Origin of the sequence: Oceanobacillus halotolerans (genome assembly GCF_010993955.1) — a bacterium.
GTDB classification, from domain to species: Bacteria; Bacillota; Bacilli; order Bacillales; family Amphibacillaceae; genus Oceanibacillus_A; species Oceanibacillus_A halotolerans.
The window spans coordinates 657,716-681,423 of sequence record NZ_WIXL01000001.1; the positions used below are offsets into that span (position 1 = coordinate 657,716).

A 23,708-nucleotide genomic window follows, 5' to 3' on the forward strand; every position below is an offset into this window, starting at 1 on the left:
ATAATGAAAATATTTATATGAAAGAAGGGGATGGAGATGGAACTACAGAATAAAGTTGCGATTGTAACAGGTGGCGCAAGTGGACAAGGAAAGGCTACTGTCCAGTTATTCGCTGAGGAAGGTGCATCTGTTGCATTTGTAGATGTAAACGAACAAGCAGGAAAGGAACTTGAAGAATCACTGACAAATGAAGGCTACCAAGTAGTATTTTATAATCAGGATGTGTCAGAAGAAGAAGGCGTAAAACGTGTTGTAGAAGATGTGCAGGGTCGCTTCGGTCGGATTGATGTTTTATTCAATAATGCAGGTATTGGATTTGGTGCGAAGTATGATATGGGTTCTGCTGAGGAAACGGATTCCTTTAATTGGGGAAAAGTGTTGGAAATCAATTTAAACAGTGTATTCTTTTTCACGAAATACACGGTGCCAATTATGCGTGAACAACAGTCAGGATCGATTATCAATAATGCATCCACAGCAGCGTTAATGGGTCAGCCTGGTGCCGATGCTTATACTGCATCAAAAGGTGCGATTGTAGCACTTACACGTTCTTGGGCTGTTGGGTATGGTGCAGAAAATATACGAGTAAATGCGATTGCGCCAGGAACAATTGATACACAAATGGTGACCAATATAACACAAGGTAATAAAGAAGTGGAAGCGGAAATTGCGAAAGGGAACCCAACAGGAAGATTGGGGAAACCAGAAGAAATCGCAGGAACCGCATTATTCTTAGCAAGTGATAAATCTACATATGTGAACGGAGTCACCATCCCCGTAGATGGAGGAATGGTAGCGGGGTAGTGCCTGTCACCACCCGAATTTTGTCGAATGGGAGAAGGGAGAGGGTTATTTATGAGTATGGAGCAGGTTCGTGAGTTAGTTAGTGAGCGGAAAGACGCATATTTGGAACAGTTGTTTACGTTATTGAAGCAGAAAAGTATTAGTGCACAGAACATTGGTATGGAGGAAACGGGTGAGCTGGTAAAACAAATGATGCAAGAAGTCGGAATGGATGCTCGTTTTATCGAAACAGATGGCTATCCCGTTGTTTATGGAGAAAAGATAAAGGATGAAAATGATTTCACTCTATTAATCTATGGTCATTATGATGTCCAGCCACCAGATCCAATTGATGAATGGGTGTCTCCACCATTTGAGCCAACGATCCGTGATGGGAAAATCTTTTGCCGTGGTGCTGGTGATAACAAAGGCCAGTTAATGGCACAGCTTTTAGCGATCAAAAGCTATCAGGATGTATTTGGAGAACTGCCAATAAATATTAAACTCGTATTTGAAGGAGAAGAAGAAAATGGTAGTCCCAATCTAGCAAAGTTTGTGGAAACCCATAAAGATCTACTAAAAGCGGATCTCGTCTATACTTCTGATGGTCCAATGCATGATAGTGGCGCTCCTTTCGTTCTGTTAGGGGTACGTGGCATGCTGTATGTTGAATTACAGGCAAAGGGTGCAGACTGGGATAATCATTCAGGGAATAAAGGAAATATCGTCCCAAACCCAGCCTGGCAACTAGTCGATTTGTTGCGTACGATGAAAGACGAGAATGGGAATGTGTTGATTGATGGTTTTTATGATAATATTCGTAAGCCAACAGAAGAGGAATTGGAAATCATCCACACGCTGCCGTACGATAAAGAAACATTAGGCAAGCAAATCGGCTATGAAGATTTAGATATGACGAAAGAGGAATATTATCGTAAGTTGACAATGGAGCCAACCTTTAATATAGCAGGTTTTCATAGTGGCTATGGTGGGGAAGGATCAAAGACGATTATCCCATCGACTGCGATGTTAAAAATGGACATGCGTTTAGTAGTTGATCAAGATCCAGAAGATATTTTTGAAAAGTTTAAGGCACATGTTAAAAAACATGCACCAAACATAGAAGTTAAACACCTTGGTGCGATGCAGCCTTCTCGTACACCGGCAGATACCGAAGTAGTAGGTGTAGTAAGGAAATCAGTGGAAAAAGCCTATCAGCAACAACCCATTTTACAGCCAAGCCTAGGTGGTAGTTTGCCAGATTATGTTTGGACGAAAATCTTAGGGATCCCATCTGTTGTCGTCCCATATGCTAATTTTGATGAAGCAAATCATTCACCAAATGAAAACATGGGTGTCGATAACTTCCTAAATGGTATTATTTGTACATGCCAAGTCATTCAAGATTTAGGGAGTGAGAAGTAGTGTAACGTTAATTCTGATGCCTGATTTTATCGAATGGCGAGAAAAGTCGTTAGCACAGTTGTGTTAACGACTTTTCGTGTTCAAAGATTGTTAGATATGTTCATACAAGTATTGCTTATGATAAGATAAAGGGTAAAAAATGACTTGTAGTTATTAGATACTATGAAGGGGAGTACGTAGCATGAAACCTTGGATCACGAGAGGATTAACCATAGCTATCATCATTTATGCACTGTTGCACTTTGTTACAGCATTTGTACCATTAAATCTACTCACAAATCTATTATCGATTACAGGATTTGGGTTGATCCTCTTAGCATGCATTCATTTTACAGCCCGCCGCTTTAAGCTTCCCATCATGTTATTTCTAATCGGCTTTTTAACGTTTATTTTTTCTGGAGGCACCCCAATTGATGGATTATTACATGGCTTTTTACAAATGCGTAATGTAATTGGGTTATTAGTTATTGTTCCGATGATCAGCTGGGTTTTACGGGAGGAACCATACATAGATGCTATTTTAAGTTTTGCTCACAACATGATTGATTCTAGTCGGAAATTATATGTCGGCATGATCTCATTTACGCAAATTATTTCTTATTTTTTGTTATTTGGTGCTATTCCGATGATGTATCAGTTTATTAGTAACTTTTTAAGTCATGAGCGTGGAGAGGAATGGGAAAACTTCAAAGGAACCGCAACATTACGTGGATTTGCATTTTCCTCATTATGGGTAATTAGTATTCCAAGCTTTGTCTATGCAGTTGAAACGATGGAAGCTTCGTTGTGGATTTCCATTTTGCAAGGACTGGGTATTTCCGTGATTGGTGTGATCATTGCCGTTTTATTTTCGCAGTTTGAAGAAAAACGATATGGTGTGAATCTCACAACAGATATAAGAGATGAAATTAGTGCCGTTTTAGAGCATGATGCAAGTAATGGTCATCAAAAACAATATGTGGCTGAGTTTGCCATCTTGTTCGTATCCCTTTTTGGGTCTATTTTTTTACTCCATGCATTATTTGGAATGGAGTTAATGCTTTTAATTCCACTTGTCATCATTGGTTGGACGGCAATCTATTATCTTGTGAAAAGGAAACCGAAAAAGTTTCTTACAGAGGCGAAAGAATATATGCAAGAAGATATGGCCAAACAGTCCTACCAACTGAATGTCATGTTAGGTGCTGGTATGCTTATATATGGATTGAATCAGACGAACTTTGCTTCCTATGTCGTAGATGGTATTTATAGCTTACAAGAACATATTCCATTTATAAACTTTTTATATGTTCTCCCGTTTATTGTAATTATCTTAGGTTTTATGGGGTTAGGACCATTAACGGTGATGGTTTTAGTAGCTGGAATTTTACAGAGTATTGATTTACCATATCCACCAGAATTAGTTGTCTTAACCGTGACATCTGGCAGTGTCATTTCCATTTTACTTTCTCCATTAATCATGCCGACTATTGTTTTGAGCGGGTCCAATGGGCTAAGTCCAATTAAAAATGGCATCAAATTTAACTGGAAATTTGCCATTGTATTTTATCTCATCGTCCAACTCTATGTCCAGGTGATGGTATGGTAGTGTGGTGAGGTGCCTGGTGAGGTGCCTGTCACTCCCCGGATTTTGTCGAATGGTGAAAGGTTGTTAGTTCTAGTGGGGGGGTTATGTGCTAACGGACTTTCAGTTATAAAGTTGGCAACTCCTCATCCTGTAAAGGTCCTCTAAAATATTGGTATAATTGTATTGAGGATTAGAGGTAGGGAGGTAACGTATTTTAACGGATATCTCTGAAACATATGGACTGTATGAAAACTGGTTAAACCAAGATATTAAGGAACCGCTGAACTATATAAAAAATGAAAATTTGAGGGAACTATATACATTTAAAAATCTTAATGTCCTTGCTCCTAGTGCAGAACAAATGCTGGCAATGAAAATATTATCTGCAAGACCAGAGCCATTTCGCGATTTTGAGGATGTAGAATACTTAATACAATATTTGGATATAGACACGCTTGATGAAGTAATGAGCATTTTTGAGAAGTACATTGGGCGGAGATATTTACAGGACCGGCAAAAAGTATTTCTAAATTATGTTGGGGAGGATTTAAAAAAGTCATGGAAAAAGTTCTCCATATAGTAAAAGCAGAAGATTTTAATATGGCACTAACAAACCTTCTGATGGATTTATATTCGAGTGATTATGAAAAGTATTTTAAGGAACTCTATTTTGATGTGAAGGAAATCGGTCATTTGAGCAATGATGAGTTGGATAAGCTAACAAAAGTAGCTGCAGTAATCGAATATGTAGGGAATAGACAACCTGGTGCGGTTTTATATGATTGGATCTATGCCGATCAATTAAAACTAGAGAACCCATACACACCAGGTGTTCCGAAAGATAGTGTAGCAAGAGTGAAAAGAATTCTATTTGCATCACGGGAATTTTCCATACGAAATGTATTTTATGATGAAGAGACGTTGAAACCAATTTAGCTATTTGGTGCCTGTCACTCCCTGGATTTTGTCGAATAATGTTACACTTGGCTCTTATCTAATTAAATATTTTTCCAATGGTTGATAATTAAGGATGTTTATTGCTTGATGTGCCATATAGCGTGGAGATGCCGCAAAGTCAGACTTGATCCATTCAAGGATTAAGCCCACAAGTCCATAAGCACGATAAATAACAAGCATATCTTCATTAATTGCTTCATTTTGTCTTGCTAATAATTCCATTTGGCTTTACACCTATATTAAATCAACCACAAGTTGCTTTATTAGGTATTGGCAGAATTCAATCATTGCCAAGAGTAGTAGAAGAGCGTATAGAAGCTGTTCCAGTTATTCACTTTTCCTTAACTATTGACCATCGAGCGGTAGATGGTGCACCAGGCGCTGCGTTTTTACAAGAATTAGAACAAATCCTAAAGCAGCCATCCATGTTAGTGGAAATGGTTTAACATTATAACGTTTATAGTAAACTGCGGAGTCTATCATTTGTGTATGATAGACTCCTTACGATTACAGCAGATGAAACGTCATTTGTAACAGGTGCTACCTATCCAGTAGATGGAGGCTCCCTTGCAACCTAATATAGGAAGAAAAAAAGCATTCTCTATGATTAGAGAGTGCTTTTTTCACGTTAGAAAAGTATAAAATATTAACCAAGCAGTGGACTCGACTTTGTTAAAATTTTAAATTCCCAAGTATAAGAAAAACTCACCTTCGCTAAAAGACAAGCGAAGGTGAGTTTTTCTAATTTGCTTTGAGTTAAATAATGTAGGAATAATTTGACTACTATGGTAAGATATATTTATGATAATTAGGAATTATTAAAATATTACAAGGAGTGAATTTAATGAAATCGACGTTAACAGCAGCAAAGGCCGTATTGTTATTAATCATTTCTTTTACAGTTATATTGGGAGGAGTATTGCTGATAGGAGCTCCAACCAATGTCGTTTTAATTTTAGCGGGAATAGCGGTTATAATTTTATCTTTAATCTGGGGTATAAAATGGGATGATATTGAAGCGGACTTAATGGATACGTTAAAGGCAATGTTTAAACCAATTTTAATTTTGCTTGCAGTTGGAATGATAACAGGTTCTTGGATTATGTCTGGTACGATTCCACTCATTATACATTATGGGCTATTAATCATTGATCCTATTTATTTCTTATTTATTACCGCCATAATTTGTGCTGTTATGTCTATTATGGTTGGGACATCATGGGGAACGATTGGAACAGTTGGTGTTGCATTAATGGGTGTTTCCCTAGGGTTAGGGATTCCTGCACATTATACTGCTGGCGCTATTGTTGTAGGTGCTTTCTTTGGGGATAAATTATCTCCATTATCTGATACAACCGTAATGGGATCTGCAATGGCCGATGTTAATCTTATTGATCATATAAAACATTTATTATGGACTACAATACCAGGCTTTATTATATCACTTGTTTTATATATCATATTGGGTCTTCAATACGGTGGTGAAATTCAACAAAGGGAAAATGTAGATAGTATCTTACAAACCCTTCAACAAAATTTCAACTTAAATCCAATCTTAATTCTCCCACCAATTCTTGTCTTAGTACTTATTTATGTTAGAAAACCAACTTTACCGGTTTTTGGGTTAGGTATATTAGTTGGGTGTCTATTAGCGATGATTTTCCAAGGGAGAGATCTTTTTGACGTTACAAGTGTGTTAGATACTGGTTTTACCGATTCTACTGGTGTGGCAGTTGTTGATGAAATATTACAAAGAGGCGGTCTATCTAGTATGTTAGGGACAGTATCACTTTTAATAGGAGCTGCAATTTTTGGGTCCCCATTAAAAACAGCTGGCGTTATCCAAATTATGTTAGATAAGATTATAGAAATTTCTAGAAATGCTAAAACAATGATGACATCAAGCCTATCTTTACATGCTTTGTTTTTCACCATTACAGGGAGTTACTATGTTACATATGCGGTGCTTGGACCAATGATTAGTCCATTATATGATAAATATGGATTACACCGAAAAAATTGGTCTCGGACATTAGAGGATACAGGGACAGCTTTAGCACCTATTATACCTTGGAGTGTTACTGGAGCATTTGTAGCTGAAACACTACAAGTATCAACTGGTCAATTTATTTTGTTCGCACCAATCACTTATCTTGGAATCATCTTTGCATTAATCTATATATTTACTGGATATGGAATTTCGAAAACCAATAATAAAAATATAGACGATACAAAACAAATTTCTTAAAAGAGGATGTTCAAAAAGTCCGGTAAAAATGACACATCTAATTTTTTCGTTGGCTTGCTTTTTTAGCTCCTTGGAAAAGAACTACACTTTTCCTGCGTGCGATGTAGATTCGGGAGCATTCCTTGTGCTCACGTATTAATTGCATACGCTCCGCTGCAGGGAGCTTCGCCGCCTCGAACTGTCGACTCGACAGGACGTGCTAGTACTGGCGTTGCGATTGACGTGACGGTTTTACCCAGTGAGACTCGACAGGACGTGCTAGTACTGGCGTTGCGATTGACGTGACGGTTTTAGCCAGTGAGACTCGACAGGACGCTAGCGTGAGGCGTTGCAACAGGACGCCTTAGACTTCAGCCGACTCGGTCCTTTTTATCCTCCTTTTTGTACACGCACTAAAAATCATTTTAGATCAATAATTCTGAAGTAAGAAGAAGACTATTTGTATCCACCTGTAATTTATATAAATTATTCCGTGGAGGCAAATAGTTTTTTGCAATTTTGTTCATTGGTCTAGGAAATGAATGAAAATTGCTATAAAATATATAATTAAGAAAAACGTTTTTTAAAAGTAAGGTTTATTCTGTTTAACACGTAAGAAATATGGCTTAAAGAATACACGCTACAAAAGTTAGTTGCTAGTAAGAATAAATTAGGAGGCATACAAATGAAAGTATCCTTATTCATTACGTGCATGTGTGATATTTTTACATCAAATGTAGGGAAAGACACGGTGGAAATATTAGAACGAGTCGGGTGTGAGGTGGATTTTCCAGAAGCACAAACGTGTTGTGGTCAACCTGCCTTTAATAGTGGTTATTTGCAGGAATCCAAGGAAGCTATGAAACAAATGATGGTTGCTTTCAAAGACTCAGAGTATGTCGTGGGACCTTCTGGGTCATGTGTGGGAATGCTTCAAGAATATCCAGCTATATTTGAGGGGGATCCGAAATGGGAACAGGAAGCTAAAGCATTAGCATCGAAATCCTACGAAATCACACAGTTTTTAGTAGATGTGATGGGTATTGTCGATGTTGGGTCAACCTTCCAAGGAAAAATAACTTATCACCCATCTTGTCATATGACACGAATACTTGGCGTAAAGGATCAACCCCTAACACTCCTGCAAAATGTAGCAGGAGCTGAATTTGTCGAACTCCCGATAAAGGAAGATTGTTGTGGATTTGGGGGGACATTTTCCGTGAAAAATGACGTAATTTCCCGGGAAATGGTGAAAGAAAAGTCGCAACATGTGTCGGAAACGGGTGCGACCTATTTAGTTGGTGGTGATATGGGGTGCCTGCTCAACATTGGTGGGAGAATGCAGCGAGAAGGAAAAGACGTAAAAATCGCTCATATTACAGAAATCTTAAACCAGCACGAATAGATTAAGAGTTCAGATTTAATCAAGGAGGGTTTGCTAGATGAGTTTAAAGATAAGTAAAGCACCTTATGAAGAAAGGGTGCAGGATGGTGTCGAAAATGACTTCATGCGACAAGCGGTAGCATCTGCACAAGGTCGTTTTCGTAGTGGAAGAGAACACCAAGCAGAGGAACTAGGGAACTGGGAAGACTGGCGCACGTTAGGGGAAGAAATACGTACCCATACATTAGAAAACATTGATTACTATCTACAGGAATTGAGTGAAAATGTCTCCAAACGTGGTGGGAATGTCTTTTTTGCAAAAGATGCGGAAGAGGCAAATCGTTATATTCAACGTGTTGTAAAACAAAAAAATGCAAAAAAAGTAGTGAAATCAAAATCTATGGTATCAGAGGAAATTGGGTTAAACGATGCATTGGAAGAGATTGGTGCGGACGTTGTCGAATCTGACTTAGGAGAATGGATTTTACAATTAGATGAAGATCCACCATCCCATATCGTGACACCAGCATTACATAAAAATAAAGAGCAAGTACGTGAGACGTTTGCAGCAAAACGGGGTTACACAAAGTCCGATCAACCAGAGGAACTTGCATTATTTGCGCGTGAACAGTTACGACAGGAATTTTTAGCAGCAGATGTCGGAATTACGGGATGCAATTTTGCTGTAGCTGAGTCAGGTGCTGTAACATTTGTGACGAATGAAGGAAATGCGCGAATGGTGACATCCTTACCTGATACCCAAATCTCAGTAATGGGAATGGAAAGGATTGTACCGACTTGGGAAGAGTTAGATGTGTTAGTAAGTTTGTTGACACGAGCAGCAGTTGGTCAAAAATTGACAAGCTACATTACCTCGATTACAGGCACTCGTTTAGAGGGGGAAACAGATGGACCTGAAGAATACCATCTCGTCATCATTGATAATGGTCGTTCAAAAATATTAGGAACAGAATTTCAATCGGCTTTGCATTGCATTCGTTGTGCTGCTTGTATTAATGTTTGTCCCGTTTATCGACATGTAGGCGGCCATGCATATGGTTCTATTTATCCTGGACCAATTGGAGCTGTGTTAACACCGCTACTTGGTGGATATGAAGAGCATGAGGAACTACCATATGCCTCTTCGTTATGTGGTGCTTGTACAGAAGTCTGTCCCGTAAAAATTCCACTACATGAGCAATTAATTCGTCATCGACAAATCATGGTTGAGGAAAAAGGGATGGCACCTCGTTCTGAAAAGATGGCTATGAAAGGATTTGCTAAATGGGCATCTAATCCAGCTGCCTATAAAATGAGTACAAAAATGGCACGGACTGCTATGAAGCCATGGTCGAAGGAGGAAACAATTTCAAATGGGCCTGGTCCGTTAAAAGGGTGGACTGCTCACCGTGAGTTTCCAGCTCCAGCAAAACAATCGTTTCGTGCTTGGTTTAAAGATCGACAAAAAGGAGGAGCATCCTCATGACGATACACAATCGTGAAGCATTCTTAGACCGATTGGCTGGTGAACTTGGAAGACCGCGCCGAACAGAAGGGGTGCAGCGACCAACGTGGAGTGTAAAACCACAAGAAGAAGTGTTAGCTGGCCTGCCCCAAGAGAAGCTAGTGTCGGTTTTACACAATCATTGTGCTGTCATCCATACAGATTTTAGGCGAACCACTAAGGAACAATTACAACGTGTATTACAGGAAACATTGGAAGGATATCAAGCTACATCAATTGTTGCATCAAGTGATGAACGAAATGTTACTTATGGATTAGATCAGTTCTATCGCAAATTAAAGGCAAATGGATCAGAAGTACATTTGTGGGACGAAATCCAAGAAGAAGAAAATAAAACATTTGCAGAACGTGCAGATGTTGGGATTACGTTTAGTGATGTAACATTGGCTGAGTCTGGTACCGTTGTTTTATTTAATAATAAATATAATGGTCGCTTGATTAGCTTGTTGCCTAAATCGTATATTGCAATCATTCCAAAAGAGACAATTGTACCACGTATGACACAAGCGACAAAGCAAATCCATGAGGCCAACCAGCGTGGGGATGCTGTTTCCTCTTGTGTTAGTTTTGTGACTGGTCCTAGTAACAGTGCTGATATTGAAATGAACCTCATTGTAGGGGTACATGGCCCGATAAATGTCACCTATATTGTTGTTGATTAAAAAGAAATTCGGTCATTGTAACAGGCTGTTTTCAAAATAATGTCGCTAAATCCATAGTTGATGTGTTATGTGTAGTAAATTAAAGCCATTGATTTCCGCTTCGGACAGTTGCTTTCACCATGGGCACAAGTGCTACATCTGTTCAACTGTTCGTTTCACAGTGTCTTCTTCGCCGCGGGCACAGTCTCAGTCTCCTTGGAAGAAACCGCTTCCTGCTCAGGTCTTTGGTCACGTGCTGTTCCTGCAGGAGTCGACTGTCCTATCCTCCAATCAACTATTGTATAAACAATATATATAATAGGAAATGTTGGTCATTTCAGTGGAGGAAATACACGCAGACTCCTGCGGAAAAACGAGCCTAAGAGACCCCGCAGTGTGGTTTTCACGAGGAGGCTCGTGGGAAGTCCGCGGAAAGCGAAGTGTATTTCCGGAACGGTAAACGCTCTAAATTTATTGCGCATAATATAGAAGATGCGCCATTAAAAAACACACAAATAAGAAAAGTTGCTCGTAAAAAAAGTGCGTACATTGGAGAAAGGCTATTCCAGTGACGCACTTTTACATGCCTATATGGTTATTCGGAAATTGCTTGTCCATTAATATATACTTGTTCGACTTCACTCCGTAAATCAAACGGATTGCCATTCCAAATAACAAAATCGGCATCTTTTCCGGTCTCAATTGAACCAACACGATCATCTATCCCAAGGTGTTTAGCAGCATTAAGTGTGATTGCCTGTAATGCCTGTTGTTCCGTTAATCCATATTTAATCGTATAGATGGCACTAGCTCGTAAATATTCAATTCCAACTACAGGGTGATCTGTTGTAATCGAACAGTTCACACCAGCATCTGTTAATGCTTTGATCGTATGCCATCCTTTATCCTTTAGCTCTACTTTTGAACGGGTTGACATTGTTGGACCAGAGGAAACACGGACACCTTGTGTGGCAATGAAGTCTGCAATTTTGTGTCCTTCTGTACAATGCTCAATCGTTACGTCAATATCAAATTCTCGTTTAATACGAAGAACGGTGGCAATGTCATCAGCACGGTGTGCATGAACCCGTAGTGGTATTTCTTTTTTCAATACTTTAGCTAAGTTTTCCATATCTAGTTTTCGATCTGTATTTACTTCTCCACGATTAATATAGTTTTGTGCTTCAATAAGCTTTCTGCGGATGGTAGCTGCAACTCCCATTCGTGTAGATGGCATTCTCCCTTTTTCGCCATGGAAACGTTTTGGATTTTCCCCAGTTGCTGCTTTCATGCCAGAAGGTGATTTAATAACCATTTCATCCACAATGGTTCCAACCGTTTTTAAAACAACCATTTCACCACCAATAACATTTGCACTTCCAGGCATTACTTGTACTGTTGTTATGCCAGCTTTTCTTGCATCGCCAAAGCCCTGCTCTAATGGATTAATACCATCTATTGCACGAACTTCGGGTGTTACTGGGTCACTTGTTTCATTAAAATCAGCACCTTCATTTCCGACACCTTCTTCAGAAACGCCTAAGTGTGTATGTACATCGATAAGGCCAGGTGTCACTATTTTCCTATTTGCATCGATGACATCATAATCTGCTGGGATGGTTGCATTTTCTGCAATCGATGAAAACTTCCCATTTTCTACAAATATTGTTTGGTTGTGCAACACTTGTCCATTTCCATCATAAATTGTTGCACCTTTAATTGCTACATTTTTCATACGAAATCCTCCTTAATATTTAAAAAATTATTGATTTTGGAAAAAGAATGCATTATAATCTAATTAATCCTTTTTTTGATAATAGCTTAATTTGCGAATATTGTAAAACAGAAATATATTTGTAAACACTACCTTTATTATATAGCATGTAAGTATACTCCAATGGAAAGTAGGTAGTAGTATGGGTTATGAAATTGATGAACTAGATCATGGTATCATAAAAAACTTGTCTAAAGACGGGCGTATGTCGTTTACCGAGCTTGCATCAAGATTAGGTGTAACGGAAAAGACAGTGCGTCTCCGCTATAAAAATTTAATTGATAAAGATGTGTTGCGTGTTGTTGGGGTTGCTAACCCCGTAGCACTAGGAATGAAATCGGAAGCACTAATCCAATTAAAAGTACACGCTGGATCTATCACCTCTGTTATTGAGGAATTAAGAGCAATAAAACGTATTCGCTACATTACACTTACCACGGGAAACTATCAGCTTCTCACACAAATTACTGTTGAAGACCAAAGTCAAATCACCGAAGTACTACACGATATCAATGAAATCAAGGGTGTAACAGAAGTCAACTCTATCGTCCAACTCGAAGTCTACAAAAATACATTTGAATTATAAGCGCTTGTTACTTCCCGAAGTTTATTCGAATGCTACAGCGTGTCTTTGCTATCTTTAAAAAGGGGGAGTAGTATGTCTACTTTAACAACGTGGTTAGAGGAGACGTTGTGTACGTTAAATCTAACAAAAACAATGGATGTACCAAATGGATTTACACGGTTAAGTTTTACCAATGAAGAAAAAAGTGCGCATCATGCATTTCAACGGGTAGCACGAGAGTTAGGGTTATCTGTTTATGAGGATGAGGTTTGCAACCAGTGGGCGGTGTGGGAAGTTGATCCAAGTGCACCAACTATTGCTATTGGTTCTCATTTGGATACCGTCGATAATGGTGGCGGATATGATGGTGTTGCAGGGGTGTTAAGTGCCCTCGGTGCTGTGAAAATGTTAAAAGATCAAAACTTCCAGCCTACTAAAAATATTGCAGTGGTTTGCTTTGTATCCGAAGAATCCGCTCGTTTTGGTGTATCGACGATTGGAAGTAAGGCTATTTCTAGTAAATTAAATAAAGAAGAAATAGCGGATGTTACGGATCGAGATGGTATCACGATTAAACAAGCGATGGAAGATTTTGGTGTCAACTGGCAAACACTTGATAACGTAACATTACCCGTTCAGAAGTTAGAATCCTTTTTAGAATTACATATTGAACAAAGTACCCAATTGGTAGAACAAAATGCCGATATTGGGATTATAAATGGTGTTGCCTGTCCTGTACGTTTAAAAGTTCACGTCAAAGGGATGGCTAATCACACTGGTACCACGCCTATGCATAATCGACAAGATGCTTTTGTTTCGATTGCGCCACTCGTTAATTTTGTACAAGAAGAGGCGCTGAAGGCAAATGAAACCGCAACAAGCCCACTTGTAGCAACAGTTAGCACGATGCAATTAAAACCAAATGCAATGAACGTGATTCCAGGTGAAATCGAGTTGGGGATCGATATAAGAAGTGTTGATGATGATTTAAAACGACAATTTGCTAAAACAATTGAGACTTTTTGTAAGGAAATAGAAACGAAACAGGATGTCACTATTTCGATTACCACTTTAGTTGATAATGATTCTGTTGCATTAGATCCAATTATCCAGGGGAAACTCCAAGAAGCTTGTAAAACAGTAGGATTGAGTGCTCATGAGATGGATAGTGGGGCAGGTCATGATGTCATGAACATGGCAAGTAAATGGCCATCTGGTCTTATTTTTATTCGTTGTAAAGATGGAGTTAGTCATCACCCAGATGAGTATGCAGCAATTGAGGATATTGAAAAGGGAACAACTGTGTTTGCAACTTATCTACAACAACAGACTAGTAAAGCATGATAAACATTCTAAAGGAGGGTTTAGTAATGAGCGATAAAACGATCGCGAAAAAATATTTAGCAGATCAAAAAGGCTATTTTGAAGAGGTAAGTGAATATATTTACCGACATCCAGAAACAAGATTTGAAGAGTATACCTCAGCTAAATATTTAGCAGAACAATGTGAACAGCAAGGATTTACGGTAGAACGTGGTATTGGTGGTATTGAAACTGCATTTGTTGGAACATTTGGAAGCGGGTCCCCAGTGATTGGTTTTTTAGGGGAATTTGATGCGTTGTCTGGCTTAAGTCAGGAACCAAATAAAACGGCATATGAACCATGGGAAAATGATGTCGGACATGGTTGTGGTCATAATCTATTAGGAACTGGTGCGTTTGCAGCAGCGTGCGCAACAAAGAAATACTTAGAGGAAAATAATTTACCAGGAACAGTAAAATTCTTTGGGTGTCCTGGTGAAGAGGGTGGATCAGGAAAAACGTTCATGGTACGAGAAGGCGTATTTGATGGCGTAGATGTTGCTTTATGCTGGCATCCATCCCCAACAAATAGCATTATGAGTTTGTCGAGTCTAGCAAACTACCAAGTGTATTTCCGGTTTAGAGGAACTCCTTCCCATGCAGCTAATTCACCACATTTAGGTCGAAGTGCATTAGATGCTGTTGAATTGATGAATACAGGTGTTAACTATTTACGTGAGCATGTTATTCCAGAAGCACGTATGCATTATGCTGTTACGAATACAGGAGGAATTTCGCCAAATGTCGTGCAAGCTGATGCAGAGGTTTTATATTTGATTCGTGCACCAAAAGTGAACCAAGTGGATGATATATTTAAACGTGTTTGTAAAATAGCGGAAGGTGCTGCATTGATGACAGAAACCGAGCTATCGATGGAATTTGATAAAGCTTGCTCGAATTATATTCCAAATCGACATCTAGAACGAATTCTGTATGAGAATTTGGAAGAAGCAGGTATTGAAGAACCAACTGAAGAAGAAAAAACATTTGCAAAAGGAATTTGGGAGTCCCTATCAGCAGGTGAACAGGAAGCTTACTTAGGGGTCATGAAGGGATTCGGATACGAAGGAGATGGAGAAGAATTTAACGGAAAATATCTATCTGATGTTATTTCTCCATACGTGGAATCTGATAAAATTTTAGCTGGATCAACTGATGTAGCAGATGTTAGCTGGGTTGTACCAACTGCCCAATTATCAGCCTCTACATCTACATTAGGTACTCCTTTACACACTTGGCAAATGACTAGCCAAGGGATTAGCAGTTATGCCCATAAAGGCATGTTGCGTGCAGCTGAATCCATGGCTTTAACTGGGATTGATGTGTTGAATGATAAAGATAAATTAGCAGAAATTAAACAAGAATTTGAGGCATTTAAAGCGAAAAATCCATACACATGCCCAATTCCAAAAGATGTAAAACCATCTCCATTAAATCAAGGGTAAAGATTTGGGGGTGGATTGCCATGGGTAGATGGTGCCACTCCTATTTTTTTACACGTTAGGAAAATATAAAGGGTAAGAAGTAGACTTGACGTTGCTAAAATTTTTATTGTTCCAAGTATAAGAGAAACGAACACCTTCGCTAAAGACCGAGCGAATGTGAGTTTTTCTAAAAAATATTTTTTTAATCTTTTTATTATTTCTATCATTACGAAAAGAAAGAAGTGGTATTACCAAATAACAATGATGTTGATGGAACTCCATCATATCTACAACTAGTAATATAAGGAGTGTCTAGCATGACAGAGGCGTTAACGAATCAAATGATTGAATGGAGACGGGATTTTCATCGATTTCCTGAAACAGGATTTTTGGAGATGCGAACTGCTTCGATTGTCGCGTCAATCTTAGATGAACTTGGGTTTGAATTGGAAATGGGTCTAGACGTGATGGATCCTGCCTATTGTATGGGAAAACCGAATGATGAGGAAACAAAAGAACATTACGAGTGGGCTATTGAAAATGGAGCTCATCCAAAATATGTCGATCGTTTTTCAGAGGGGTATACAGGAATTGTGGCAACATGGGATACAAAAAAGGCTGGCCCAACCACTGCATTTCGCTTTGATATGGATGCACTTCCTATTGATGAATCGGCTGATGCAGACCATTTTCCACAGCAAAAAGGATTTAAATCGACACAACCATATACCATGCATGCGTGTGGACATGATGCCCATACTTCCATGGGACTTGGACTGGCGACATTAATTGCGGAAAACCCTGATGAGTTAACAGGTAAAATTAAAATTATCTTTCAACCTGCTGAAGAAGGAACGCGTGGTGCTAAATCCATGGCTGAAAAAGGTGTTGTGGATGATGTGAACTATTTTATTGCCACACATATCGGGGTAGGTGTTCCACAAGATCACATCGTCGCAGCAAAAAACGGCTTTTTAGCTACATCGAAGTTAGATGTCACGTTTAAAGGAGTCTCCAGTCATGCAGGTGGCAAACCAGAAGAAGGAAAAAATGCATTATTAGCCGCTGCCTCTGCAGCTCTGAATATTTATGCAACACCAAGACATTCAGAAGGTGCTACGAGAATTAATGTTGGGGAATTTCACGCTGGAACAGGCAGAAATATTATTGCCGATACGGCAACATTAAAAGTAGAGACACGTGGAGAGGTTTCGTCCATTAATGAGGAGGTGAAACAACACGTTAAATCGGTTATTGCTGGCGCAGCAGCTATGTATCAAGTAGATTATGAGATTGAAACAGTAGGGGAAGCGTTAAGTAGTAACTGTTCAGAAGAGTTAGCAGCAATTGTTCATCAATGTGCTGAACAATCTCCATACTTTGAGAAAAGTATTTTAATAGATGATAGTGCAGCTGGTTCAGAAGATGCTACGTACTTTATGGACCGCGTCAAGGATAAAGGTGGACAAGCAACCTATTGTGCGTTTGGGACGGACTTAGCAGCCGGACACCATAATGAAAAATTTGATATTAATGAACGTACGCTTTATCCAACATCAGCTCTTTTATATGAAACGATTGTAGCATTAGCTAAACAATCATGAAAAAACAAATAGAGAGGATCGTGACATGATGAAAAAATTCAACAAACCATTTTTGCTGATGATATTAACCGTTTTATTGAGCATAGCCTTAGTTGCTTGTGCGAGTGAACCAGATGAAAGTGCAAGTTCAGACAGTGATGGAGATAGTGGAAGTAGTGAAGGACAAGCTGGCGGCGACTTAGTTGTTGCGGTGCTTTCAGATGCTGTAGCCCTAGATCCTACTGGGGTAAATGATGTTCCGTCATTTGATGTACAGTTTAATATATTTGAAAAACTAGTTTGGCAAGATGAAAATATGGAACTGCAGCCAGGTCTAGCCGAGAGCTGGGAAGCAATTGATGAAACAACATGGGAATTTAAACTGCAAGAAGGGGTTAAATTTCATGATGGATCCGACTTCAATGCAGAAGTAGTAAAAGCGAACATTGAGCGTATTCAAAACCCAGACGTTTCTGCACCTACAGCCTATTTAGTTGATATGATTTCAGAGGTGCAAATTGTGGATGATTATACTGTTTGTTTTATTACGGAATATCCATTTGGGGGCCTGCCAGCACATCTTGGGCATCCAGTTGCATCCATGGTCTCATTAGAACAAATTGAAGAAGATTATGCAGCAATGGAAGATGGAGCTGAACCAGGAAGTGTCATTAATGAGCACCCAATTGGAACAGGGTACTTTAAGTTTGAAGAATGGTCACCAGGCCAGCATGTAAAACTTGTAAAAAATGAAGACTACTGGAATGGTGAGGCAAAACTAGATTCTGTTACCTTTAAAGTGGTAAAAGAGGATTTAACACGTATTGCTGAGTTAGAAACAGGAGATTCCCATGTTTCCAACCCATTAAGTCCTTCAGATTTAGAACGTGTTGAAGGAACGGAGGGATTATATGCAAGTCGTACCGATAGTGTATCTCTAGATTATATTGGATTTAACGTAAACCAAGAGCCATTTAATGATATACGTGTACGTAAGGCGATTTCAATGGCAATTGATAAAGAGCAAATTTTAGAAGGAATTTACAATGGGGTAGGCCTTCCTGCAAAAGGACCTTTACCACCAACTGTCTTTGGCTATGATGATGGTATAGAAGGGATTGAATATGACCCAAAAAAGGCAAAAGAATTGCTTGCAGAGGCCGGCTATGAAGATGGATTCTCTACAACGATTTGGACAAATGACAGCCGTGAACGTATTGACATGGCAACGAATGTTCAAGCACAGCTGGATGAATTTGGTATCGATATCGAGGTAGAAGTATTTGAATGGGGTGCATACCTTGAAGAGATTGGTAATGGGGAGCATGATATGTTTGTACTAGGCTGGTCCAATGCAACAGCTGATGCGGATAACGGATTGTATCCATTATTCCACTCTGATAATCATGGACCTCCTGGAAACAGAACATTTATCGATAATCCAGAATTAGATGAGCTAATTGAAAATGGACGTACTGCACAAGACGAAGAAGAACGTCTTGGCATTTATAAAGAGGCACAGGAATTATTGGTAGAAGAATCCCCAATGATCTATATGCTTCATCAAGAGTACCTGTTAGGTGTCAGTGAGAAAGTCAAAGATCTCGTTCAACTACCAACCAAATACCTATACCTAAAAGACGCCTACATCGAAGAATAATGGTGCCTGTCACTCCCCGAATTTTGTCGAATACGGGGAGTGATAGTTTTTATCAATCTATCTATTCTAATAGAGGAGTGTTTTAATGACCAAGCAATCGAAAGATGAAACACTATTAAACTATTTAACCGTACATGGTGCATACCAGCCATCGGTTATTCCAAACAGACAAGCTTTTACCTTTTTATCCAAAGAAACAGGAATACCACAAGTTTGGAAATGGGATGAAACTGCGAAAAAGGTTAAACAATATACTGATTTAGAAGACCGTATTCTTTCCGTTTACCATTCGCCATCTGGTGAGAAGACTATTGTCGGAATGGACCATAAAGGAAATGAAAAACAACAATTTTATTTACTAACCGATGATGGTACCAATGTAGAAGAATTAGTGATCTCAACAGAGCATTTCCATGAATTCGGTGGATGGTCACCTGATGAGAAAAGCATCGCATTTACGAGTAATCGTCGTCACTTAGGGTATTTTGATTTATATGTTGTTGATGTTGAAACGAAAAAAGAAGAAGTCATTTACGAATATGATGGGAAATGCACACCGATCTCCTGGACAAAAGATGGAAAAGCAATCATCGTCAGTATTGCTGATTCCAATATCGACAACTCCATCTATGTTATTGATGTCCACACAAAAGATCGCTTCAAAATCGGAACGGATGATGTAGTGGCAAGACACCACTCTGTCCAGCTGACCAAAGATGGAAAAGGAGGTTTCCTAGTCTCTGATATTGGCCGTGACACGATGGGAATCTTCCAATTTACCTTTGAGAATCCATCTACATTAAAAGAAGTGTATACTGTCGAGAACTGGGATATAGAGGAGATTAAACTTTCTCCGAGTGAAGGAAAGCTTGCGTTTACTGTAAATGAAGGTGGATACTCCACGCTAGGTCTTTTTGACTTTACGAAAAAGACTACTCAAACGATAGAAGTACTGCCCAAAGGTGTTTATGCATCAATTTCTTGGCTGACAGATGAGGAGTTTATCGTCGGGGTAAAAAGTCCAGTATTGCCTGGGGATGTCTATAAAATAGCAATCAGCCCCAATACGGCAGAACGAATCACGTATGTTGGTCAGGCAGAGTCGATTGAAAAGCAATGGTTTGAGCCAGCATTATACCATTTCAAATCTTTTGATGGCTTAGAAGTTCCTTACTTTTATTATGGAGAAGAGCGAGAATCACAGCCAGTGGTTGTGTATGTACATGGTGGACCAGAACACCAAATCCGGGCCGAGTATAATCCTGTCATTCAATATTTAGCAGCACAAGGATTTGCTGTGGTTGCACCAAATGTACGCGGGAGTATGGGATATGGCCGAAAATATGTTCAATTAGATGATGTTCGAAAACGAATGGATGCTGTTGCTGATTTGAAGTGGCTTGTGGAAGACCTTGTCGAGAGTCATGGTGCAGCGCGTGATAAAGTCGGCATTATGGGCCGAAGCTATGGTGGATTTATGGTCCTTGCAGCTGTTACCCATTACCCTGAAGTATGGGCTGCTGGCGTCGATATTGTAGGGATCTCTCACTTCAAGACATTCCTGGAGAATACAGGTCCATGGCGCCGCAAACTTCGTGAAGCAGAATATGGTTCCCTAGAGAATGATGTGAATTTCTTTGAGGAAATTGCGCCATTAAATCACACGGATAAAATCACGGCACCACTTCTAGTATTCCATGGCCGTAATGATACACGTGTACCAGTAAGTGAAGCAGAACAGCTAACCGCTGACTTAAAAGAACAAGGTAAAGAAGTTGAATTAATGATATTTGAAGATGAAGGACACCAGACTGAAAAAATCGAAAACCATATCGAAATGAACAGTAAAATTGTGTCGTTCATGTCCGAAAAATTGTAACTTCGATTGTAACTGTTGATTGCAGTTAACAGAAGGAGGAACCATTATAAAGTTGTTCGTTGGTCTCTCCTTCCACACCAAATACTAGTTTGATATAAAATAGCGGAATGACGATCTACCAGAAAATAAAGGTGGTTCTACATTCCGCTATTCCAATGAAAACACCTCATATTTAGCCTCGGATGAATCCTCATTCCACTATTACTCTATTTTCCTTCTATTTTTCACTGTTTTAGGCCATATAACGGAACTAGGATTCATACCCCTTTAAAATCCTGCTTAATTTTCCCATTTAGCGGAATAAGGACACTTTTTAGACGTCTTCTATTAAACTTCAGGATGTCAAGCTACACTCGGCAGCTTTTTTAATTATTTAGTGTAAGAAAACTCGCATCAAAAAAGTCTGAATCAATTATTTGACACCTTTTATAATAACCTTTATAATTTTTTGAAAATTACTATTGGGGTGAAAAAATGAAGGTTGTTGTGATTGGAAGTGGAATTGTTGGAGCAAGTGCTGCCTATCACTTGGCTAAAAAGCAAGTAGAAGTTGTTCTTGTAGATAAACAACATGAAGGCAATGCAACAGCAGCAGGTGCGGGGATTGTTTGTCCTTGGATATCAAGGGTAGAGGATGAGAATCACTATGAGCTCGCCAAACGAGGTGCGATTTATTATCCAGATCTTATCGCTCAATTAGAAGCAGATGGAGAAGTAAACGTTGGCTATAAAAAAGTTGGTGCATTAAGTGTTAGTTCAGACAAAAAGTTACTCGATGATGTCGAGGAGCGTGTACGACAAAAACGGAAATCATCACCAGAAGCAGGGGATATAGAAAGACTAACTGGAGAGGAGGCTCAAGCCTTATTTCCACCTCTGAATCCAGAACTTGAAGCTGTTTATATAACTGGTGCTGCTCGTGTCGATGGCAGGTTAATGCGAGCGTCTTTGAAGCGTGCAGCTGAAAAGCATGGTGCAAAATGTATAAATGGTGAGGCAACACTTACACAACAAAAAGATAGAGTGACAGGGATTGAGGTTAATGGTGAGGTGATCAAAGCAGATAAACTTGTTGTTGCTGCAGGAGCTTGGGTCAACTCACTGTTAACTCCAATTGGGGTTCAAGTTAACATTGAGCCACAGCGCGGACAAATCGCGCATATGACATTATCACATACAGATACGTCCAGTTGGCCAGTTGTCCTGCCACATACGAGTCATTATATGTTAGCATTTGATGACTCACGTGTAGTAGCAGGTGCGACCCGAGAGACAGGGGCCGGATTTGATTATCGCCTGACACCTGGTGGAATTTCTGAGGTACTAGACCATGCGTTAGATGTTGCTCCAGGACTAGAGGATAGCACCTTAAAAGAGGTTCGTATCGGCTTTCGTCCAATGGGTCCAGATCGTTTACCATTAGTGGGCAGCATCACGAATCAGGAAAACATAATTATGGCAAATGGGCTAGGTGCTTCTGGACTTACGATGGGACCATATGTTGGAAAAATAGCAGCTTCCTTAGCAAATGATGAATCAGTATCTTTTGATCTATCACCATATGACCCGATGCGCGCCATTACAATCCAAGAAAAAGTATAATCAATAGGGTTAGTTTATCACGTGTTAACTGGCAGGCTGACTAAAATCGCCACGTCAGCACTAGCACGTCCTGTTGAGTCGGAAACCCCACCGAATGAGTTAGCTTTATAAGGCATGCTGCTGTTAGTTGGCATCTTACTAAACATATTTATTATTAAAAAGTAAAACACAAAAACCCCGGCATACAGTTCCAGGGTTTTTCCTGTTTTGTTATTATCGTTTGTATTAACAATTATAGGAAAGTTACTTATATTGAAAAGAGTGGCACTTATGGATGTAGTAACATTATAAATAATAATTTTTGTAGTGAAAAATTTTATGAAAGATAGGAGTGAAACGGATGCAACAAGTTCAAGTTAGTAGTCCAGCATCCATTCGAGAAAAAATTCGCAAGGGACATTGGACCAAACCAACGACAGGTGTTTGCAGTGGCTATACTCAAGCCAACTTAGTCGTTTTACCGAGAACAGAAGCGTTTGACTTTTTGTTATTTTGCCAGCGTAATCCAAAGCCTTGTCCAGTACTGGATGTCACAGATCCGGGCTCCTCCACACCGCCTATTGTTGCACCTAATGCTGATTTACGAACAGATCTTCCAAGGTATCGAGTATATCGAAATGGTGTGTTAACTGAAGAAACATATGATATAACCGATCTATGGGATCAAGATATGGTAGGATTTTTAGTGGGTTGCAGTTTTACATTTGAGAATGCGTTAATGAAAAATGGGATTGAGATTCGCAATATAGAAGAAAACGGCAATGTCCCGATGTACCAAACGTGCCTTTCCTGTGAACCAGCTGGTGTCTTTTCGGGGCCAATGGTCGTCAGCATGAGGCCAATCCCGGAAAAAGATATAGCGCGTGCGGTTCAAGTAACTAGCCGATTTCCATCTGTGCATGGTGCACCCATTCATATTGGAAATCCAGAAACAATAGGGATCAGTGATTTGGACCAGCCAGATTTTGGGGATCGTGTTACGGTGAAAGAAGGAGAAGTCCCCGTATTTTGGGCCTGTGGTGTGACCCCACAAGCTGTTGCCATGCATGCTAGACCAGAAATTATGATCACACATGCACCAGGACATATGTTTATTACCGATTGGAAAGATGAAAAATTAGGTGTGATGTAGAAAAAATGGAGCAAATACTTGTTCCATTTTTTTATTCTACTGACTCAAATCGGACAATAATTAGAATAAAACGCTTTCATCAAAATTTTTTGAAAAAAGTACTAAAATCTGGTTGACACTCCAATTTGAAAGTAATAGAATGATTACTAATTTATCCAAATCATTTAACAATTTAGTTAATTAGCAAACGAAAGTTAACACTTCTAATCTTATCATCT

At 39.3% G+C, this 23,708-nt stretch carries 20 protein-coding genes; 18 read left to right on the plus strand and 2 right to left on the minus strand.

Going from position 1 to position 23,708, the window contains the following annotated elements:
- The first annotated feature begins 36 nt into the window (after window positions 1-36).
- The 5 genes from GHC26_RS02830 (at window position 37) to GHC26_RS02845 (ending at window position 4,711) form a co-directional block, all read left to right on the plus strand.
- Window positions 37-804, plus strand: a complete 768-nt coding sequence (locus GHC26_RS02830) for an SDR family NAD(P)-dependent oxidoreductase (protein WP_163969717.1) — start codon at window positions 37-39, stop codon at window positions 802-804.
- A 51-nt stretch (window positions 805-855) separates the two neighbouring features.
- Window positions 856-2,208, plus strand: a complete 1,353-nt coding sequence (locus tag GHC26_RS02835) for a M20/M25/M40 family metallo-hydrolase (protein ID WP_163969718.1) — start codon at window positions 856-858, stop codon at window positions 2,206-2,208.
- Window positions 2,209-2,389: 181 nt separating this feature from the next.
- Window positions 2,390-3,796 (plus strand): hypothetical protein, encoded by a 1,407-nt coding sequence (locus GHC26_RS02840; protein ID WP_163969719.1) that lies wholly within the window; start codon window positions 2,390-2,392, stop codon window positions 3,794-3,796.
- A gap of 340 nt (window positions 3,797-4,136) precedes the next feature.
- Entirely contained in the window at window positions 4,137-4,355 is a 219-nt protein-coding gene (locus tag GHC26_RS16160; protein WP_404821758.1) for a hypothetical protein, read from the plus strand.
- Complete coding sequence (locus tag GHC26_RS02845) at window positions 4,334-4,711, plus strand: hypothetical protein (RefSeq protein WP_163969720.1); 378 nt, start codon at window positions 4,334-4,336, stop codon at window positions 4,709-4,711. Before GHC26_RS16160 ends, GHC26_RS02845 begins: the two co-directional genes overlap by 22 nt.
- Window positions 4,712-4,765: 54 nt before the next feature.
- Here GHC26_RS02845 and GHC26_RS02850 read toward each other — a convergent pair whose 3' ends face one another.
- On the minus strand, window positions 4,766-4,954 hold the full coding sequence (locus GHC26_RS02850) for a TetR-like C-terminal domain-containing protein (protein WP_163969721.1): 189 nt from the start codon (window positions 4,952-4,954) through the stop codon (window positions 4,766-4,768).
- Here GHC26_RS02850 and GHC26_RS02855 point away from each other — a divergent pair.
- From GHC26_RS02855 to GHC26_RS02875, 5 genes are all read left to right on the plus strand, one after another.
- Window positions 4,939-5,178, plus strand: coding sequence for a 2-oxo acid dehydrogenase subunit E2 (locus tag GHC26_RS02855; protein WP_163969722.1), 240 nt, complete (start codon window positions 4,939-4,941; stop codon window positions 5,176-5,178). The two genes, GHC26_RS02850 and GHC26_RS02855, sit on opposite strands and share 16 nt — an antisense overlap.
- 398 nt (window positions 5,179-5,576) lie before the next feature.
- Entirely contained in the window at window positions 5,577-6,980 is a 1,404-nt protein-coding gene (gene nhaC / locus GHC26_RS02860) for a Na+/H+ antiporter NhaC (RefSeq protein WP_163969723.1), read from the plus strand.
- A gap of 664 nt (window positions 6,981-7,644) precedes the next feature.
- Window positions 7,645-8,364, plus strand: coding sequence for a (Fe-S)-binding protein (locus GHC26_RS02865; RefSeq protein ID WP_163969724.1), 720 nt, complete (start codon window positions 7,645-7,647; stop codon window positions 8,362-8,364).
- Window positions 8,365-8,401: 37 nt separating this feature from the next.
- Window positions 8,402-9,829, plus strand: coding sequence for a LutB/LldF family L-lactate oxidation iron-sulfur protein (locus tag GHC26_RS02870; RefSeq protein WP_163969725.1), 1,428 nt, complete (start codon window positions 8,402-8,404; stop codon window positions 9,827-9,829).
- Entirely contained in the window at window positions 9,826-10,530 is a 705-nt protein-coding gene (locus tag GHC26_RS02875) for a LutC/YkgG family protein (protein ID WP_163969726.1), read from the plus strand. Before GHC26_RS02870 ends, GHC26_RS02875 begins: the two co-directional genes overlap by 4 nt.
- A gap of 574 nt (window positions 10,531-11,104) precedes the next feature.
- Here GHC26_RS02875 and GHC26_RS02880 read toward each other — a convergent pair.
- Complete coding sequence (locus GHC26_RS02880) at window positions 11,105-12,244, minus strand: amidohydrolase (RefSeq protein ID WP_163969727.1); 1,140 nt, start codon at window positions 12,242-12,244, stop codon at window positions 11,105-11,107.
- Between the two features lie 181 nt (window positions 12,245-12,425).
- Between GHC26_RS02880 and GHC26_RS02885 the strand changes: the two genes are divergently transcribed.
- The 8 genes from GHC26_RS02885 to GHC26_RS02920 all read left to right on the plus strand — a co-directional run bounded on the left by GHC26_RS02885 (window position 12,426) and on the right by GHC26_RS02920 (window position 23,490).
- Window positions 12,426-12,869, plus strand: coding sequence for an Lrp/AsnC family transcriptional regulator (locus GHC26_RS02885; protein ID WP_163969728.1), 444 nt, complete (start codon window positions 12,426-12,428; stop codon window positions 12,867-12,869).
- A 72-nt stretch (window positions 12,870-12,941) separates the two neighbouring features.
- On the plus strand, window positions 12,942-14,192 hold the full coding sequence (locus GHC26_RS02890) for a M20 family metallo-hydrolase (protein ID WP_163969729.1): 1,251 nt from the start codon (window positions 12,942-12,944) through the stop codon (window positions 14,190-14,192).
- Between the two features lie 26 nt (window positions 14,193-14,218).
- On the plus strand, window positions 14,219-15,655 hold the full coding sequence (locus GHC26_RS02895) for a M20 family metallopeptidase (protein ID WP_163969730.1): 1,437 nt from the start codon (window positions 14,219-14,221) through the stop codon (window positions 15,653-15,655).
- Between the two features lie 296 nt (window positions 15,656-15,951).
- Window positions 15,952-17,238 carry an amidohydrolase gene (locus GHC26_RS02900; protein WP_163969731.1) on the plus strand — a complete coding sequence of 429 codons (1,287 nt, stop codon included), beginning with the start codon at window positions 15,952-15,954 and terminating at the stop codon, window positions 17,236-17,238.
- A gap of 28 nt (window positions 17,239-17,266) precedes the next feature.
- Entirely contained in the window at window positions 17,267-18,877 is a 1,611-nt protein-coding gene (locus tag GHC26_RS02905) for a glutathione ABC transporter substrate-binding protein (protein ID WP_163969780.1), read from the plus strand.
- Between the two features lie 85 nt (window positions 18,878-18,962).
- Window positions 18,963-20,756 carry a S9 family peptidase gene (locus GHC26_RS02910; RefSeq protein ID WP_163969732.1) on the plus strand — a complete coding sequence of 598 codons (1,794 nt, stop codon included), beginning with the start codon at window positions 18,963-18,965 and terminating at the stop codon, window positions 20,754-20,756.
- A 474-nt stretch (window positions 20,757-21,230) separates the two neighbouring features.
- Window positions 21,231-22,358 carry an NAD(P)/FAD-dependent oxidoreductase gene (locus GHC26_RS02915; RefSeq protein ID WP_163969733.1) on the plus strand — a complete coding sequence of 376 codons (1,128 nt, stop codon included), beginning with the start codon at window positions 21,231-21,233 and terminating at the stop codon, window positions 22,356-22,358.
- Between the two features lie 340 nt (window positions 22,359-22,698).
- The gene (locus GHC26_RS02920) at window positions 22,699-23,490 is read left to right on the plus strand and encodes a putative hydro-lyase (RefSeq protein ID WP_163969734.1); all 792 of its coding nucleotides are present in this window, start codon (window positions 22,699-22,701) and stop codon (window positions 23,488-23,490) included.
- The last annotated feature ends 218 nt before the right edge of the window (window positions 23,491-23,708 follow it).